Source organism: Nonomuraea thailandensis (assembly GCF_024172165.1).
GTDB lineage: Bacteria > Actinomycetota > Actinomycetes > Streptosporangiales > Streptosporangiaceae > Nonomuraea > Nonomuraea thailandensis.
This window is the reverse complement of record NZ_JAMZEB010000002.1, coordinates 12,561,832-12,576,381: the sequence shown is the minus strand read 5'-3', so window position 1 is coordinate 12,576,381 and position 14,550 is coordinate 12,561,832. Positions and strand designations below refer to the sequence as shown.

Sequence of the window (14,550 nt, the reverse complement as noted above, 5' to 3'; positions counted from 1 at the left end):
CCACCAGGCCGGTCGAGGGCTCCTCGCCTGTCAGCCCTCCCGGTCGTCCGGGATGGTGGCGAGCTTGTCGGGATTGCTGACGACGTAGACGTCCCCCACGTGCTGGCCGTCGTCCGCCAGGCCGAGCACCATCACGGCGACCGCGCCCTCCTCCGAGAACAGCACGACCGACGGCTCGCCGTTGACCTGCCGGTAGCGCAGCTCCAGGCTCTCGTTGTGGCGAGTGCCGGCGACGATCGTGCGGGCCACCTTGTCCCGGCCGTGGATCGGGCGCGGCCCGCCCACCGCCGACTTGCCGCCGCCGTCGGGCCACAGCGTGACGTCGGGCGCGAGCAGCCGCATCAGCGCACCCAGGTCGCCGCCGAACGCGGCCGCCACGAACCGCTCGGTGACCGCCTGGTGCGTACGCCGGTCGATGCGGGCCCTGGGCCGCCGGGCCTGCACGTGCTCCCGGGCCCGGTGCGCGATCTGCCGCACCGCGGCCGGGCTGCGGTCGATGATGTCGGCGATCTCGGTGTGCCGGTAGGCGAACACCTCGTGCAGCACGAACACCGCCCGCTCCAGCGGGGTGAGCGTCTCCAGCACCACCAGCATCGCGATCGACACCGACTCCGCCCGTACGGCGGGCTCCTCCGCGTCGGTGGCCAGCGGCTCGGGCAGCCACGGGCCCAGGTAGGTCTCCTTGCGCCTGCGCAGCGTGCCCTGGTGGGCCAGGGCCTGGTTGACCGCGATGCGCGCCAGGTAGGCGCGGTGGTTCTCGACCTGCGCCAGGTCCTTGCCCGACCAGGCCAGCCAGGTCTCCTGGAGCACGTCCTCGGTGTCGCCGACCGTGCCGAGCATGTTGTAGACGATGGAGAACAGCAGCTCGCGGTGGTCGGCGAACACCGCGGAGGCCCTGTCTTCCCGTGTCGTCCCGGACATCGTCATCCCGCTCCCCGTCTCGGTCTCTCCGGATCGTCAATCAAGGAGCTCGCCGGGGCCGCCGATTGTGACGCGTTCGGCGAAGATGTGATCCGCGTCATAGGGACCCGCCCGAGATGTCACAAACGCGCGCTCAGCAGCGTCTTAGAGAGTACCTGAGTACAGCGAGGTGAATCATGGCCTGGCGGATCGCCATGGACGCCACAGAGGCGACGCTCTCCACGAGCACGTCCGACGACCCCCTCTACCAACTGCCGGGTCTCACCGGCGCCTTCTACCTGCGGCCCGGCGGGGCGCTGGCGGGATTCGCGTTGCGGCTCCCGTTGCCCGCGCGCCACGGCGAGCCGCAGGATCTGTGGTGGGAAGCCGCTGACCTGGACCGCGACGGGCGGGCCTGGTTGCGGTTCGGGCAGCAGGAGGTGTGCCGGGCCGTGTCCGTGTTGTGCGCGGAGATCCCCGGTGAGCGGCCGTACGAGAAGATCGTCCTGGAGACGGCGTTCTCCTCCTGGAGCCTGCGGTTGCCCGGCGTCCCGATGCTGCGGCCGCGCCGGCTGACGTTGCGGCTGTTCAGCGAGCTCCGCACGACGGAGAGCACGCCGCTCTGAACGGCACGCTCCCCGCACCACCGCTTCGGCGGCGCCCACGTCTTCGCCGCGCTGTGCAGGGGGCGCTCCCCGTTCGTCAGAGCGTGGCGAGGTCGATCGCCCTGGCCATGGCGTCGAGGCCGGCGTCGTTGGGGTGCAGCCAGTCGCCTTCCTGGCCGTCCCGCGTGTTGTACTCGGGACGCAGCCGGTCCGGGTCGGCGGGGTCGGCGAGGACGCGCTCGAAGTCGGCCACCGCGTCGTACTCGCCCCCGGACCGGATCCACTGGTTGACGGCGTCGCGGGTCCGCTCCATGGCGAGCGTCTGCGCGTTGTCCTCGGGGTAGAGCCACGGATTGCCCTTGAACGGCATGATCGTGCCGCCGATGACCTTGACGCCGCGGGCGCGGGCCGCGCGGATGAGCGCCCGGTGGCCCTCGATGATCTGCTCGGCCGTGACCGCCGGGTTCGGCCTGCTGCACGGGGTGTCCATCAGCGGGTACGTGATGTCGTTGATGCCCGCCATCACGATCACCGAGCGCACGCCCGGCCGGTCGAGCACGTCTCGCTGGAAGCGCGCGGTGGCCTTCTCCCCGAAGCAGGCGGAGTCGTTCAGCAACCGGTTGCCGGACAGCCCTGCGTTGAGCACGCCCAGCCGGCTTCCGGAGGCGGCCAGGCGCTCGGCGAGCTGGTCGGGGTAGCGGTTGTCGGCGTCCTGGGTCGATCCGGTGCCGTCGGTGACCGAGTCGCCGAAGGTGACCACCGAGCCGGCGTCGCCGAGGACGTCCACGCCCGTCAGGTAGTACCAGGAGGACGAGGTCTCGGTGAAGGCCCGCGGGCGCGGGTCGAAGCGGTGGTCGCCGCGGGCGCGGTAGACGGTGGCGGAGGCGATGTCGTGGAAGCTCGCCGGGCCGGTGCTCCCCCTGACGTAGAGGGTGACGCTCAGCCTGTCGAGCGCGGCGGTGGGCAGCGCGACGGCGTCACTGACGGCCTCCCGGCCCGCGGGGATCACGGTGCCGCGGCCATGGCCGAACGTCACGGGCCGCAGCGTGAGCGGGCGGACGGCCGCGCCGTCTCCCGCCTTGCCGACGGTGACGCCGGTGACCGTCAGCGGGGTGGTGCCGTACCGGTTGGACAGCCTGATCCTGAGCTTGGCGCCGCCGGTGCTGAGGCGCACCACCTGACGGACGGAGTGGTCGGCGAAGCCGGCCTCCGACCAGTTGGCGCTGCCGGGCATGCCGCCCGGGGACGGCTGCTGCACGGCGGCGGCCCACGTGCCGGTCCAGGGCCGCTCGCCGGCCCGGGCGGGGGTGGTGACGGCGAGCGCCGCCACGGCGGCGGTCGCGAGCGCGGCGGCGCGGGTCAGGGTGGTTCTCATGGGGTGGGGGTTCCGTTTCTCGGTGCCGGAGTTCCCGGCGCCGGGGTCTTCACGGTGCCGCCAGCGTGGGCGGCGCCGGCGTTCTTGGTGCCGCGGTGTGAGCGGTACCGGGGTCATGGAGTGCCGCAGTCTGGCGGTGCTGGGGGTTTCCGAGGGCCGGGACGTGGCGGTCAGCTGAAGTCGGCCCGGTGGTCGGCGGCCCACTGCGCGTACGTGCGGGCGGGCCGGCCCGTGAGGTCCTCGACGAGGGAGCTCACCGGCGCGGGCTTGCCCACCGTGGCCTCCATCAGGTCGAACAGCGCGTTGACGAACGCCGGGTCCATGAACCGGCCGAGCTGCTCCCTGACCGGCCCGGCGTCGAGCTCCTCGAAGCGCAGCGGGCGGCCGAGCACCGTGCCGAGCACGCTCACCTGCTCGGCCTGGGTCATGGACGCGGGCCCGGTCAGCTCGTACACCTTGCCCGCGTGCCCGTCACCCGTCAGCACCCGGGCCGCCACCGCGGCGACGTCGCCCTCGTGGACGGGGGCGCCGGCGGCGCCGGCGTACGCGCCGCGCACGACGTCGGAGCCGCCGAGCTGCATCGCGTACGACAGGGAGTTGACGGCCGGGAAGAAGATGCGCAGGAACGTCCACTCCGCGCCGGTGGCCTTGACGGCCTGCTCGACGCCGTGGTGGTAGGCGGCGATCACGTCGGGCTGCTCGCCGGCGCCGTCGGTCACGGCGCCGGACGACAGGAACACGATCCGCCCGACGCCGGCCCGCCGCGCGGCACGCAGCAGCGGCGCCGCGTCCATGCCGTACGGCAGGACGAGGAAGACGGCGCTCACCCCGCTCAGCGCCGGGGCCAGCGTCTCCTCCCGCGTCAGGTCCCCGCGCACGACCTCGACGCCCGCGGGCAGCCCGGCCCTCTCCGGATCGCGGCTCAGCGCCCGGACCCGGTGGCCCTCGGCGGCGAGCGTTTCGACGGTCTGCCTGCCGAAGTGGGCCGTGGCCCCGACAACCAGGATCATCTGGTCCTCCTCTGGTGAAGTTGACTCCAACATATCAGAACGGAACGCTTTGTTCCATTCGGATCGAACTGGTGGACGCACGCCCTGTTGCCGCCCCGAACCGGGGCTCGGCCCGGCTCGCCCCGCACTCCCATCCTCAGGCCGCCGTCCGGTTCGGGCCAGTGTGCGATGAATCGATGGACATGCAGATGGATGAGACGTTTGCAGCCCTTGCATATGCTTCGTGTGCATTTTGCAGATCGAGGGGGCCGGGGTGGATCGGAGACCGTGGCTGGCGACGGCCATGGCCGCCGTCGTGCTGCTCGGCCTGCTCGTCGCCAGGCTGGTCTTCCTCTACACCGCGGACACGACGCCGGGCGGGCTGGGGGCGGCCGGGCGGGCGATCGCCGTCGCGTCGATCGTCACGCTGGCGGCGCTGCACGCCCTGGTGATGCTCCGGCCCGGCTCGCGGACCCGATGGCTGCTCGTGGCGGAGGCGGTGCTGGTCTTCGCGCCCTACCCGGCCTGCGGCGCGGCGTGGGGGCCGATCGCGGGCGTGCTCGGCTCCGCCGTCCTGCTGACGCTCGCGGCGCCCGCGTCGTGGCTGGTCTTCGCGCTGGTCCTCCTCGCCGACACCGCCGCCAGGATCGTCTTCGGACCGGACGAGCCGTGGATGGTGCCGATCGGCTGGCTGTTCGTCGATCTGAACGTGGGGCTGACCCTCTTCGCGATGGCCCGGCTGGCGGACCGGGTCCGGCGGGAGAGCGCGCAGCGGCGGCGCCTGGTGGCGCTGGCCGTGACCAGGGACCGCCTCTCCACCGCGAGCCTGCTCCGCTCGGGCATCGGCACCGACCTGTCGGCCGTGATCCGCCTCGCCCGCCGCGCCGGGCGCGCGGAGCTGACCGAGATCACGGAACGCGCCAGGAGGTCGCTGGCCGCCGCCCGTGAGATCGCCATGGCCCAACGCGAGCTCGGCGAGGCGCGGCGCGGCGGCGACGAGGCGCCCCCGGCGGGGCCGCCGGTGCCGGTGATGTTCCGCTTCTGCTGGTGGACCCTGCTCTTCGTGGTGCTCAACCACCACGAGCTGGTGATCAGCAACCTCGCGGAGCTCCAGCCGCCCGGCGACGCCCGCGGCTGGGCCCTCGTCGGCGCGGCCGTGGCCGCGCTCACGGCGCTGCAGCTCTACCACGGCCTGCCGCGCAGGGACGGGTCCATGCCGCGCGCCTGGCGGTGGGCGATGGCCGCGCAGGTGGCGATCCTCCTGGTCATGCTGCTGCGGCTCGGCATGCTCGCCTCGTCCGCGGTGCTGCCCCTGCTCGGCACGGTCGCGGCACGGGCGCGGGCCCCGTGGTCCTGGCTGCTCGCCGGGCTCGGGCTGGCCGGGATGCTGGCCCTGCCCATCCCCCATGGATTCGCCGACCGGCCGTACTTCGCCGCCGCGGGCGTCGTCACCGTGCTCGAGATGTACGCGCTGTACCGGCTGCCGGAGGTGGCCAGGAGGCTGAACGAGACGGGAGCCGAGCTGGCCAGGATGGCGGTGCTGCAGGAGCGCCTGCGCGTCGCGAGGGACGTTCACGACCTGCTCGGAGCCGGGTTGTCCGCGATCCGGCTGAAGGCGGAGCTGGCCCTGCGGCTGCTGGCCGGGCAGCCGGAGCGGGCCCGCGAGGAGGCACGCGGCATCGGGGCCGTGGCCGAGCGCACCCTGGGCGAGGTGCGCTCGATCACCGGCCGTCCGGCGGAGCTCACGTTCCTGGACGAGCTGGGCGCGACCCGCGCGCTGCTGGAGGCCGCCGGGATCCGGCTGTCGGCGGACGTCCGCACGCTGCCTCCCCTGCTTCCAGGGACGGACGCGTTGCTGGCCACCGTCCTGCGCGAGGCCGCCACCAACGTCGTACGCCACTCCGCGGCCCGCGCCTGCCAGGTGGAGGCCCGCGTGCGCGGCGGCCGGATGCGGCTGCGGATCACCAACGACGGCGCCCGCCCTCCCGCGACCGGCCTGCGGCGCGGCACGGGCCTGGACAACCTGTCCGCCAGGGCGGAGGAAGCCGGCGGCCGCCTGACGGCCGGCCTTCCGGGCGAGCGCCTCACGGCAGGCCGCCGCGAGGATGCGGATGACGTCTTCGTGCTCACCCTGGACGTGCCCGTCCGCGCGCGCGTGCCTACCTGACCAGCGCTACAGCCAGCCGGCCTCGGTGGCGATGCGGATGGCGTCCACGCGGTTGCGGGCGTGCAGCTTGGTGACGGCCGAGGCGAGGTAGTTGCGCACGGTGCCGTACGTGAGGTGGAGCTGCCCCGCGACCTCCCTGGGCGTGGCGCCCCGCGCCGTCAGCCGCAGCACGTCGGCCTCGCGCTCCGACAGCGGGCTGTCCGCCGCGCCGAGGGCCGCGTAGGCGAGCTGCGGATCGAGCACCCGCCCGCCCGCGGCCACGGTGCGGATGGCGGACACGAGCTCGTCCGGGCCCGCGTCCTTGAGCATGAACCCCGCCACCTCGGCGGCGATCCCGCGCCGCAGGTTCGCGGGGCGGCCGATGGCGGTCAGGATGAGCGCCCTGCACGCCGGCAGCCGCTCGCGCAGCCGGGCGGCGGCGTCCAGGCCGTCCATGCCCGGCAGCTGGATGTCGATGACCGCCACGTCGGGACGGTGCTCCAGCGCGGCGGGCACGATCGCGTCGCCGTGCTCGACCTCGGCCACGACGTCGAAGTCGGCCTCCAGCCGAAGCAGCCCGGCCAGCGCCTCCCGCAGGATGCGCATGTCCTCGGCCAGCAGCACCCGAATCATCCGGCGACCCCTCCCTCCGAGGCGGAGGATATCCGAGCCCGCCAATTTGCCTAAAGCTTTTAGGAAGTTGCATACTCACTTATGGCAAATGGAGGAAAGGTTATGGCACGAGCGGGGCTGACCACGGAGCGCCTGGTGCGGGCGGGGGCCGAGCTGGCCGACGAGGTGGGGTTCGAGCAGGTGACGGTCTCGGCCGTGGCCAGGCGGTTCGACGTCAAGGTCGCGAGCCTGTACTCGCACCTGAAGAGCTCCCACGACCTCAAGACCAGGATCGCGCTGCTAGCCCTGGAGGAGATGGCCGACCGGGCCGCCGAAGCCCTGGCCGGCCGCGCGGGCAAGGACGCCCTGATCGCCTTCGCGAACGTCTACCGCGACTACGCCCACGAGCATCCGGGCCGCTACGCCGCGGCCCAGCTCAGGCTCGACCCGGAGACGGCGGCCGCCAGCGCCGGGGTGCGGCACTCGCAGATGACGCGGGCGATCCTGCGCGGCTACGACCTGACCGAGCCCGACCAGACCCACGCCGTACGGCTGCTGGGCAGCGTCTTCCACGGCTACGTCAGCCTGGAGCTGGGCGGCGGGTTCAGCCACAGCGCACCCGACACCCAGCAGACCTGGTCACGCACCATGGACGCCCTCGACGCCCTCCTGCGCAACTGGCCCGCCCACACGCCATGAACGCCACCCCCGGCCCCGTACCTGAAGCGATCGGCTGACACCATGCTCATCACCACGCCCATCACCGCCGCCCTCCTGCGCGGCGCCCTCGACCTGGAGCGCACCGCGCACGGCCTGCTGCCGCACCGGCTGCCCGCGCGCGCCCGCGCCCAGAGCGCCGACGGTCAGCTCGCCATGGCCGAGTCACAGCCCTCCGGCGTACGGCTGGCCCTGCGCACCCGCGCCACCACCGTCGAGCTGGACACATTGCCCACCAAGCGGGTCTACCTGGGCGCCCCGCCACGCCCCGACGGCGTCTACGACCTGCTCGTCGACGGCCGCCTGACCGCCCAGGCCACCCTGGGCGACGGCAACACGGTGACCGTCGACCTGGCCACCGGCTCGGCCGAGCACCGCACCGGCCCGATCGGCACCGTGCGCTTCACCGGGCTGCCCGACGGGGTCAAGGACGTCGAGATCTGGCTGCCGCACAACGAGACCACCGAGCTCGTCGCGCTGCGCACGGACGCCCCCGTCGAGCCCGCGCCGGACCGCGGGCGCAGGGTGTGGCTGCACCACGGCAGCTCGATCAGCCACGGCTCCGACGCGGCGAGCCCCAGCACCACGTGGCCGGCGCTGGCCGCCTCGCTGTCCGGCCTGGAGCTGATCAACCTCGGGCTCGGCGGGAGCGCGCTGCTCGACCCGTTCACCGCCCGCGCCATGCGGGACACCCCGGCCGACCTGATCAGCGTCAAGATCGGCATCAACCTGGTCAACGCCGACCTGATGCGCCTGCGCGCGTTCGGGCCGGCGGTGCACGGCTTCCTCGACACCATCCGCGAGGGTCATCCGGCCGCGCCGCTGCTGGTCGTCTCGCCCATCTACTGCCCCATCCACGAGGACACCCCCGGCCCCGGCGCCTTCGACTTCGCCGCGCTCAGCACCGGCAAGCTGCGCTTCCGCGCCACCGGCGACCCCGCCGAGCGCGCCGCGGGCAAGCTGACGCTGGGCGTCATCCGCGACGAGCTGGCCCGCCTCGTCGAGCAGCGGCGCGCCGAGGACCCGAACCTGCGCTACCTCGACGGCCGCGACCTCTACGGCGAGGCCGACCACGCCGAGCTGCCGCTGCCCGACGGGCTCCACCCGGACGCCGCCACCCACCGCCTCATCGGCGAGCGCTTCGCCAAGCTCGCCGCCTTCTGACCCGGCGCCCCTCAACGGCCGGGCTCAGCGGTCGAGCTCAGCGGTCGAGCTCAGCGGTCGAGCATGGAGTCGCGGGCGCCGGCCAGCGCGTCAGGACTCTCCCCGCCCGCCGCGTCGTCGCCCGAAGCGTCGTCGTCGATGAGGAAGCCGCCCGACTGGTGCCGCCAGAGCCGGGCGTACGGCCCCTGCGCCTGGAGCAGCTCGCTGTGGGTGCCCTGCTCCACGACGCGCCCCTTGTTGAGCACGACGAGCCGGTCCATCCGGACGACCGTGCTCAGCCGGTGGGCGACCACGAGCGCGGTGCGCCCCTGCATCAGCCGCCACAGGGCCTCCTGCACGAGGATCTCGCTCTCGGAGTCGAGGGCGCTGGTCGCCTCGTCCAGCAGCAGGATCGGGGCGTCGCGCAGGATGGCGCGGGCCAGGGCGAGGCGCTGCCGCTGGCCGCCGGAGAGCTTGACGCCGCGCTCGCCCACCAGCGTGTCGAACCCGTCGGGCAGCGACTCGGCGAACTCGGTGACGTGCGCCGCCCGCGCCGCCCGCAGGATCTCGGCGTCGGTCGCGCCCGGCCGGGCGAAGGCGATGTTGTCGCGGATCGACCGGTGGAACATGGCCGGCTCCTGCGGCACGTACGCGATGAGGCTGCGCAGGTCGGCCTGGCGCAGGCGGGCGATGTCCTGGCCGCCGATGAGGATGCGGCCCCCGTCGATGTCCATCAGCCGCAGCAGCAGCCGGGTGAGCGTGCTCTTGCCGCCGCCTGACTGGCCGACCAGCCCGATCCTGGTGCCGCTGGGGATGTCGAGGTCGAGCCGGTCGAACAGGGGCGGGCCGTCGTTGTAGGCGAAACGCACCCGGTCGAAGCGCACGCCCGCGTCGGCCGGCCGCAGCGGCTGCGGGTCGGGCGGGTCCACCACGGTGGGCGGTTCGAGCAGCAGCTCGGTGAACTGGGCGGCCTCGGTGAGCACGCTCTCCAGCCGCCGGTAGATCTGGTTGAACTCGAACATGATGCTGATCGTGTTCGTGTAGTACGTGAAGGTCACCACGATGGCCTCCACGCCCAGCCCGCCGCGCAGCGCCACGGCCAGGAGCAGGCCCACGGCGCTGGTGATGACCGACATCGGGGCGACGACGGTGTCGACGCGCAGGTTTCCGTAGTCCCACGAGCGCAGCGACAGCCTGGTCTGCTCAGCGATCCTGGCGCGGTGCTCGGTGGCCTCGCGGTCCTCGGCGGCGAACGCGCGGACCGTGTCCATGTTGGACAGCACGTCGGCCACGTGACCCGACACCCGGACCTTGGCCGCCTCGCGCTCGTCGACCAGCGCCTGCCGGCGCCGGATGAGCGGGGTGACGAGGAAGCCGGTGACGACGATGAGCCCCAGCAGCACGATGACCAGCAGCGGGTCGTAGCTCCACAACACCACCGAGGCGAAGGCCAGCGGCACCAGCTTGGCCATGATGGAGAACGTCATCGTGTCGACGAAGTCCTCGAACCTGCTGGAGAAGCCCAGCACCCGCTTGGTCAGCGAGCCGGCGAAGTTGTCGTGGAAGAACGCGGCGTCCTTGACGAGCAGCTCGTCCATGCCGACCACGCCGAGCCGTTCGATGCCGCGGGCGTCGGTGCGGTTGAGGAAGTGCAGGCCCACCCGCCAGAACACCTCGCCCGCCAGCAGCAGGCCGCCGAAGCCGAGCACGTACGGCAGCAGCGCGCCGATCGCGCCGTCGCCGCCGCCGGCCAGATGCCCGACCAGCCCGGCCACCGCGAGCGGCGCCAGGTAGTAGAGGCAGACGTTGCCCAGCGCCGGCAGCGTCAGCGCGGGCGCGGCGACCGGCCACTGGCGCTTCAGCTCGCCGAAGTAGTGCCGCAGGACCAGCAGGATCGCCGATTTACGGGGGGACGGAGCGTCTCCGGAGCCCTCGCGTGTTCCGAGCACAGTCATCCGCCCTCCCCGAAGCCGGCACCCGCCGTCATCATGCTGCCGCAGCGCGTACGCGAGGAGCCAATGATTTTTGCCCGCCCGGGTCAGCGGCAGCGATCATCCCCCTCGGCGGGCGGAGCCGCGTTCTCCAGGAAGTCCCTGGTGGAGGTGGTGTAGGCGGAGCAGAGCACCTTGCCGACCCGCGTCGCCCTGCCGTCACCCAGCCGGGCGGTGCGCACGCCCATGGCGTTCACGCTGCGCTCCAGGGCCACGCTGGACACCGCGACGATCGTGTCGCCGTGCCGGTCCACCCACCGGAACGCCTCCCAGAGCAGCGCCCTGGCCAGTGAGCCGAACCCCGCCGTCAGGGTGCGGGACCAGCCGGGGCGGATGGCCAGCCGGCTGAGCTCCCAGACGGCGGGGTCGCGCGGGGCCTCGCCGCCGCGCAGCGCCTCGGCGAAGACGTCGCGCAGCATGTACGGGCCGTGGGTCGGCAGCAGCCGGCAACATCCCGTGACCTGCCGGCAGCCGTCCGAGTAGGCGATCACGTAGACCGGCCCGCAGTCGTCGTAGAAATCCCGTTCCTTCCCGTGCAGGCTGGTCACGTCCCAGCGCAGCCGCTCGTAGAACACCTCGTGGCGGAGCCGGAACATGCCGTCGATCAGCCATTCCGGCAGCTCGGCCGCCCGGCCCGCCACGATCGTCCGCGTGCACTTCTCCATCGTCGCGTCGTTCAAGCGCACTCCCGGAAACCCGGATCGGCCCTCTGGCCGATCAACCGTTTCCGGTTGTTCGCGTGACGGCGATCTCCGGACGACGCGGGGGCGTCAGAAGGCCAGATCCTTCCAGGTCTTCACCTCGTCGGCGGTCAGCGTCCTGGCCAGGACGGCGGCGCGGTCCACGCCGCCGGTCAGGCGCTGGCCGCCGCCCTGGTCGGCGCCGAAGCGCAGCGGCCTGGCGGTGCAGCCGGTGATCCCGTCGGCGGTCACCTGGCCGGTCGCCGCGCGTTCGCCGTCCACGTAGAGGGCGAGCGTGCCGGTGCGGTCGAGGGTGACGACGAGGTCGAGCCAGCGGCCGGTGGGCAGGGTGGCGTTCAGGGTGACGTTCGCGCCGGCGCCGATGAAGCGCACCTTGTTCGCCGGGGTGACGTCGATGAGCACGCCGTCGGTGCCGGGGTCGCCGGACGGCTGGGAGTCGAACAGCCGCCGGTAGCCGCTGCCCGCGACCTTCACCTCAGCGGCGAACGTGGCCTCCCGGACCACGCCGAGCGTGGTGTTCGCGGTGGTCAGGTACGTGTTGCCGTCGAGCGTCAGCCCGCTGCCCGTCGGGGCGCCCTGGTCGTAGGAGGCGGTCCCGGTGACGGTGGCGTGGCGGCCGTTGCCCGAGGTGTCGGCGACGGTGCCGCCCTCCTTCGGGTCCCAGGCGACCAGGACCGATCCGGCCGGGGCCGGCGCGCAGGGCTCCAGGGCGAGCACGGCGGTGGCCGCGCCCTTCCAGGAGTCGCCGGTCACCGAGGCGCCCAGCACGGCCTGCCGCGAGCCGTCGGCCGGCCCGGGCGTGACGGTGAAGGTGGCCGTGCGCGACCGGCCGGGCGCCACACCCGCGAGGTGGTGGGTGGCCGGCTCGGCGGTCCAGCCCCGCGGCACGGTGAGCGTGACGTCGGAGGCGGGCACCGACCTGCGGCGGGTGGCGGTGACGGTGACCTTCGCCTCGAACGGCGTGCCCGGCATGGCGGTGCCGGGCGCCGTCAGCGTCACGGCGGCCTCGTTCTGGATCGTGTACGCCTTGCCGGCGCGGGCGTTCCAGCTCAGCGTGTCGCCGTCGCGGCGCGGGCCGACCTCGTGCCCCTGCTCGTCGTAGACGCGGTAGCGGCCGGCGACGAACGACGACCTGACCTTGATCGGCCCGGTGCGTCCGGGCCGGACGGTGATCGTGTCGGGGGCGCCGTTCTTCCAGGCGGCGTCCACGGTGACGTCGCCGCGGGCGCGCAGCCCGGTGACGGAGCCGTCCCGCCAGGTGCTGGGCAGCGCGGGCAGGACGTGCACCACGTCGTGCTGGCTCTGCAGCAGCATCTCGGCGATGCCGGAGGTGGCGCCGAAGTTGCCGTCGATCTGGAACGGCGGGTGGGTGTCCCACAGGTTGTCCAGCGTGGAGGCCTTGAGCTGCTCGGCGAGCATCTTGTGCGCGTGGTCGCCGTCCAGCAGCCGCGCCCAGAAGTTGATCTTCCAGGCCTTGGACCAGCCGGTGCCGCCGTCGCCGCGCGCGGTCAGCGACACCTTGGCCGCCTCGGCCTCGGGCGTGCCGGGCGTGATCTGGTTGCCGGGGTGCAGGGCGTACAGGTGGGAGACGTGCCGGTGGGTGTCGGTCCTTGAGTCCCAGTCGCTCTTCCACTCCTGGAGCTGGCCCCAGGAGCCGATGCGCAGGCCCGGGTCGAGCTTGGCCAGGGCCGCGCCCACCTCGGCCCGGAAGCCCTCGTCCACCCCCAGCCGCTCGGCCGCGGCCAGGGCGTTGGTGAACACCTCGCGGACGATCTGCTGCGACATCGCCGCGCCCGCCGAGAAGTCGCCGTGCTCGGGCGAGTAGCTGGGAGAGACGACCAGCTTGCCGTCACGCGGGTCGGTGTGCAGGAAGTCCAGCCAGAACTCCGCCGCCCCCTTGATCACCGGGTACGCGGTCTCGCGCAGGTAGCCGAGGTCGCCGGTGAAGCGGTAGGTGTCGTACAGGTGCTGGGTGGTCCAGGCCGCCGCCTCGGGGAACCAGAAGGAGCTGGCGTAGGTGTGCACGCCGGTGAAGCCGAACGGGTTGGTCTCGTTGTTGACCACCCAGCCGCGGGCGCCGAACATGTCCTGGGCCGTCTTGCGGCCGGGCGCCGTCATCGAGGTGATGTAGCGGTCGTACGGTTTCGTGGTCTCGTGCAGGTTGGTCTGCTCGGCGAGCCAGTAGTTCATCTGCAGGTTGATGTTGACGTGGTAGTCGGCCGACCAGGGCGGGTTGGTGACGTTGTTCCACACGCCCTGCAGATTGGCCGGGAGCAGGTCGTTCTCGCGCGAGGAGGAGATCAGCAGGTAGCGGCCGTAGGCGAAGAACATCGCCTCCAGCGCGCGGTCGTCGGGCGAGGCGCCGCCGGTGTAGTTCCTGCGCAGCACGTCGGTGGGGACGGCCGGGGCCCGCTGGCCGAGGTCCAGCTTCACCCGGTCGAACAGCTCGCGGTAGTCGGCGACGTGCGCGCGCCTGAGCTCGTCGTAGCCCTTGGCGGCGGCGGCGTCCACCGCGGCGGTGACCGCGGCGTGCGGGTCCTCGCCCCGGTAGGCGGGATACGTGCCGGCGTAGTCGGTGCCGGCCGACAGCACGACCACGGCGCTGTCCGCGCCGGTGACGGTGATCCTGTCGCCAGCGTCGGTACGGGTGCCGCCCTCGATGATCACCTGGACCTGCGCCTCGAACTTCATGCCGTTGTCGCGCAGGGCGCCCCGGATGGTGAGCCGGCCGCCGGTGGCCGTGACGGTCTTGTCGTTGCGCGGCGAGGTGTGCCGCAGCGTGAACGACACCTTGCCGCCCTGGTCGGCGCCGATCCGGCCGACGATGACGTTGCCGGGGTTGCTGGCGAAGAACTCGCGGGAGTGGCGCACGCCGCCGGCGGTGTAGCCGACCCGGGCGACGGCCTCGCGCAGGCTCAGCTCGCGCCGGTAGTCGGCGGGGTTCGCATGGCCGAAGTCGAGGAACAGGTCGCCGAACGTCTGGTACGCCCCGAAGCCCGTCTTGGGCTGGCCCAGCTTGGCGGCCACGGCGTCGGGCGTCATCCTGCCGTCGCGGTCGATCTGCTGCTGGACCTCGGCGACGACGCCCGGCCGCGGCGTCTTCCAGTTGCCGAAGTCGTAGCCGGAGACGCCGGGCCCGCCGGTCCATAACGTCTTCTCGTTGAACTGGAGCTGCTCGGACGCCACCCCGCCGAAGACCGTCGCGCCCAGGGGGCCGTTGCCGATGGGCAGGGCCTGAGTCTCCCAGTCGGTGGCGGGCTTGTCGTACCAGAGCGTCAAATCATCGGGTGTCTGAGCAGTGCCGGCGGACGCGCCTAGCGGGACGGACCAACCGGCGGCGAGAGTGAAGACGGCGATCAGGGCACTGCTGA

11 protein-coding genes are annotated in these 14,550 nt (G+C 72.9%); 4 read left to right on the top strand and 7 right to left on the bottom strand.

Annotated features, from left to right (window positions below; genetic code table 11):
* Positions 1–30: 30 nt before the first annotated feature.
* The gene (sigJ, locus tag HD597_RS62425; protein WP_253758877.1) at positions 31–921 is read right to left on the bottom strand and encodes an RNA polymerase sigma factor SigJ; all 891 of its coding nucleotides are present in this window, start codon (positions 919–921) and stop codon (positions 31–33) included.
* Between the two features lie 176 nt (positions 922–1,097).
* On the opposite strand from sigJ, the gene HD597_RS62420 reads away from it, so the two are divergent.
* The gene (locus HD597_RS62420) at positions 1,098–1,526 is read left to right on the top strand and encodes a hypothetical protein (RefSeq protein ID WP_253758875.1); all 429 of its coding nucleotides are present in this window, start codon (positions 1,098–1,100) and stop codon (positions 1,524–1,526) included.
* Between the two features lie 76 nt (positions 1,527–1,602).
* Here HD597_RS62420 and HD597_RS62415 read toward each other — a convergent pair whose 3' ends face one another.
* Together HD597_RS62415 and HD597_RS62410 are read right to left on the bottom strand one after the other, a co-directional pair.
* Positions 1,603–2,880 carry an SGNH/GDSL hydrolase family protein gene (locus tag HD597_RS62415; protein WP_253758873.1) on the bottom strand — a complete coding sequence of 426 codons (1,278 nt, stop codon included), beginning with the start codon at positions 2,878–2,880 and terminating at the stop codon, positions 1,603–1,605.
* A gap of 170 nt (positions 2,881–3,050) precedes the next feature.
* Entirely contained in the window at positions 3,051–3,890 is an 840-nt protein-coding gene (locus HD597_RS62410) for an SDR family oxidoreductase (RefSeq protein ID WP_253758871.1), read from the bottom strand.
* Positions 3,891–4,113: 223 nt separating this feature from the next.
* Here HD597_RS62410 and HD597_RS62405 point away from each other — a divergent pair, with 223 nt between their 5' ends.
* Complete coding sequence (locus HD597_RS62405) at positions 4,114–6,036, top strand: histidine kinase (RefSeq protein ID WP_253758869.1); 1,923 nt, start codon at positions 4,114–4,116, stop codon at positions 6,034–6,036.
* A 6-nt stretch (positions 6,037–6,042) separates the two neighbouring features.
* Here the strand turns inward: HD597_RS62405 and HD597_RS62400 are convergent, their stop codons facing one another.
* Positions 6,043–6,648 (bottom strand): response regulator transcription factor, encoded by a 606-nt coding sequence (locus HD597_RS62400; protein WP_253758867.1) that lies wholly within the window; start codon positions 6,646–6,648, stop codon positions 6,043–6,045.
* A 102-nt stretch (positions 6,649–6,750) separates the two neighbouring features.
* Here HD597_RS62400 and HD597_RS62395 point away from each other — a divergent pair, with 102 nt between their 5' ends.
* Together HD597_RS62395 and HD597_RS62390 are read left to right on the top strand one after the other, a co-directional pair.
* Positions 6,751–7,326 carry a TetR/AcrR family transcriptional regulator gene (locus tag HD597_RS62395; RefSeq protein WP_253758866.1) on the top strand — a complete coding sequence of 192 codons (576 nt, stop codon included), beginning with the start codon at positions 6,751–6,753 and terminating at the stop codon, positions 7,324–7,326.
* 42 nt (positions 7,327–7,368) lie between these two features.
* On the top strand, positions 7,369–8,508 hold the full coding sequence (locus tag HD597_RS62390; protein WP_253758864.1) for a GDSL-type esterase/lipase family protein: 1,140 nt from the start codon (positions 7,369–7,371) through the stop codon (positions 8,506–8,508).
* 50 nt (positions 8,509–8,558) lie between these two features.
* On the opposite strand, the gene HD597_RS62385 is transcribed toward HD597_RS62390, so the two are convergent.
* The 3 genes from HD597_RS62385 to HD597_RS62375 all read right to left on the bottom strand — a co-directional run bounded on the left by HD597_RS62385 (position 8,559) and on the right by HD597_RS62375 (position 14,458).
* Positions 8,559–10,442, bottom strand: a complete 1,884-nt coding sequence (locus tag HD597_RS62385) for an ABC transporter ATP-binding protein (protein WP_253758862.1) — start codon at positions 10,440–10,442, stop codon at positions 8,559–8,561.
* 83 nt (positions 10,443–10,525) lie between these two features.
* Positions 10,526–11,158 (bottom strand): acyl-homoserine-lactone synthase, encoded by a 633-nt coding sequence (locus tag HD597_RS62380; protein WP_253758861.1) that lies wholly within the window; start codon positions 11,156–11,158, stop codon positions 10,526–10,528.
* A 90-nt stretch (positions 11,159–11,248) separates the two neighbouring features.
* Positions 11,249–14,458 carry a glycosyl hydrolase family 95 catalytic domain-containing protein gene (locus HD597_RS62375; RefSeq protein ID WP_253758859.1) on the bottom strand — a complete coding sequence of 1,070 codons (3,210 nt, stop codon included), beginning with the start codon at positions 14,456–14,458 and terminating at the stop codon, positions 11,249–11,251.
* Positions 14,459–14,550: the final 92 nt, after the last annotated feature.

What these genes read in the sequence shown, in the direction of transcription:
- sigJ (WP_253758877.1), bottom strand. Translation starts at nt 921, where the DNA reads ATGTCCGGGACGACACGGGAAGACAGGGCCTCCGCGGTGTTCGCCGAC.
- HD597_RS62420 (WP_253758875.1), top strand. Translation starts at nt 1,098, where the DNA reads ATGGCCTGGCGGATCGCCATGGACGCCACAGAGGCGACGCTCTCCACG.
- HD597_RS62415 (WP_253758873.1), bottom strand. Translation starts at nt 2,880, where the DNA reads ATGAGAACCACCCTGACCCGCGCCGCCGCGCTCGCGACCGCCGCCGTG.
- HD597_RS62410 (WP_253758871.1), bottom strand. Translation starts at nt 3,890, where the DNA reads ATGATCCTGGTTGTCGGGGCCACGGCCCACTTCGGCAGGCAGACCGTC.
- HD597_RS62400 (WP_253758867.1), bottom strand. Translation starts at nt 6,648, where the DNA reads ATGATTCGGGTGCTGCTGGCCGAGGACATGCGCATCCTGCGGGAGGCG.
- HD597_RS62395 (WP_253758866.1), top strand. Translation starts at nt 6,751, where the DNA reads ATGGCACGAGCGGGGCTGACCACGGAGCGCCTGGTGCGGGCGGGGGCC.
- HD597_RS62390 (WP_253758864.1), top strand. Translation starts at nt 7,369, where the DNA reads ATGCTCATCACCACGCCCATCACCGCCGCCCTCCTGCGCGGCGCCCTC.
- HD597_RS62385 (WP_253758862.1), bottom strand. Translation starts at nt 10,442, where the DNA reads ATGACTGTGCTCGGAACACGCGAGGGCTCCGGAGACGCTCCGTCCCCC.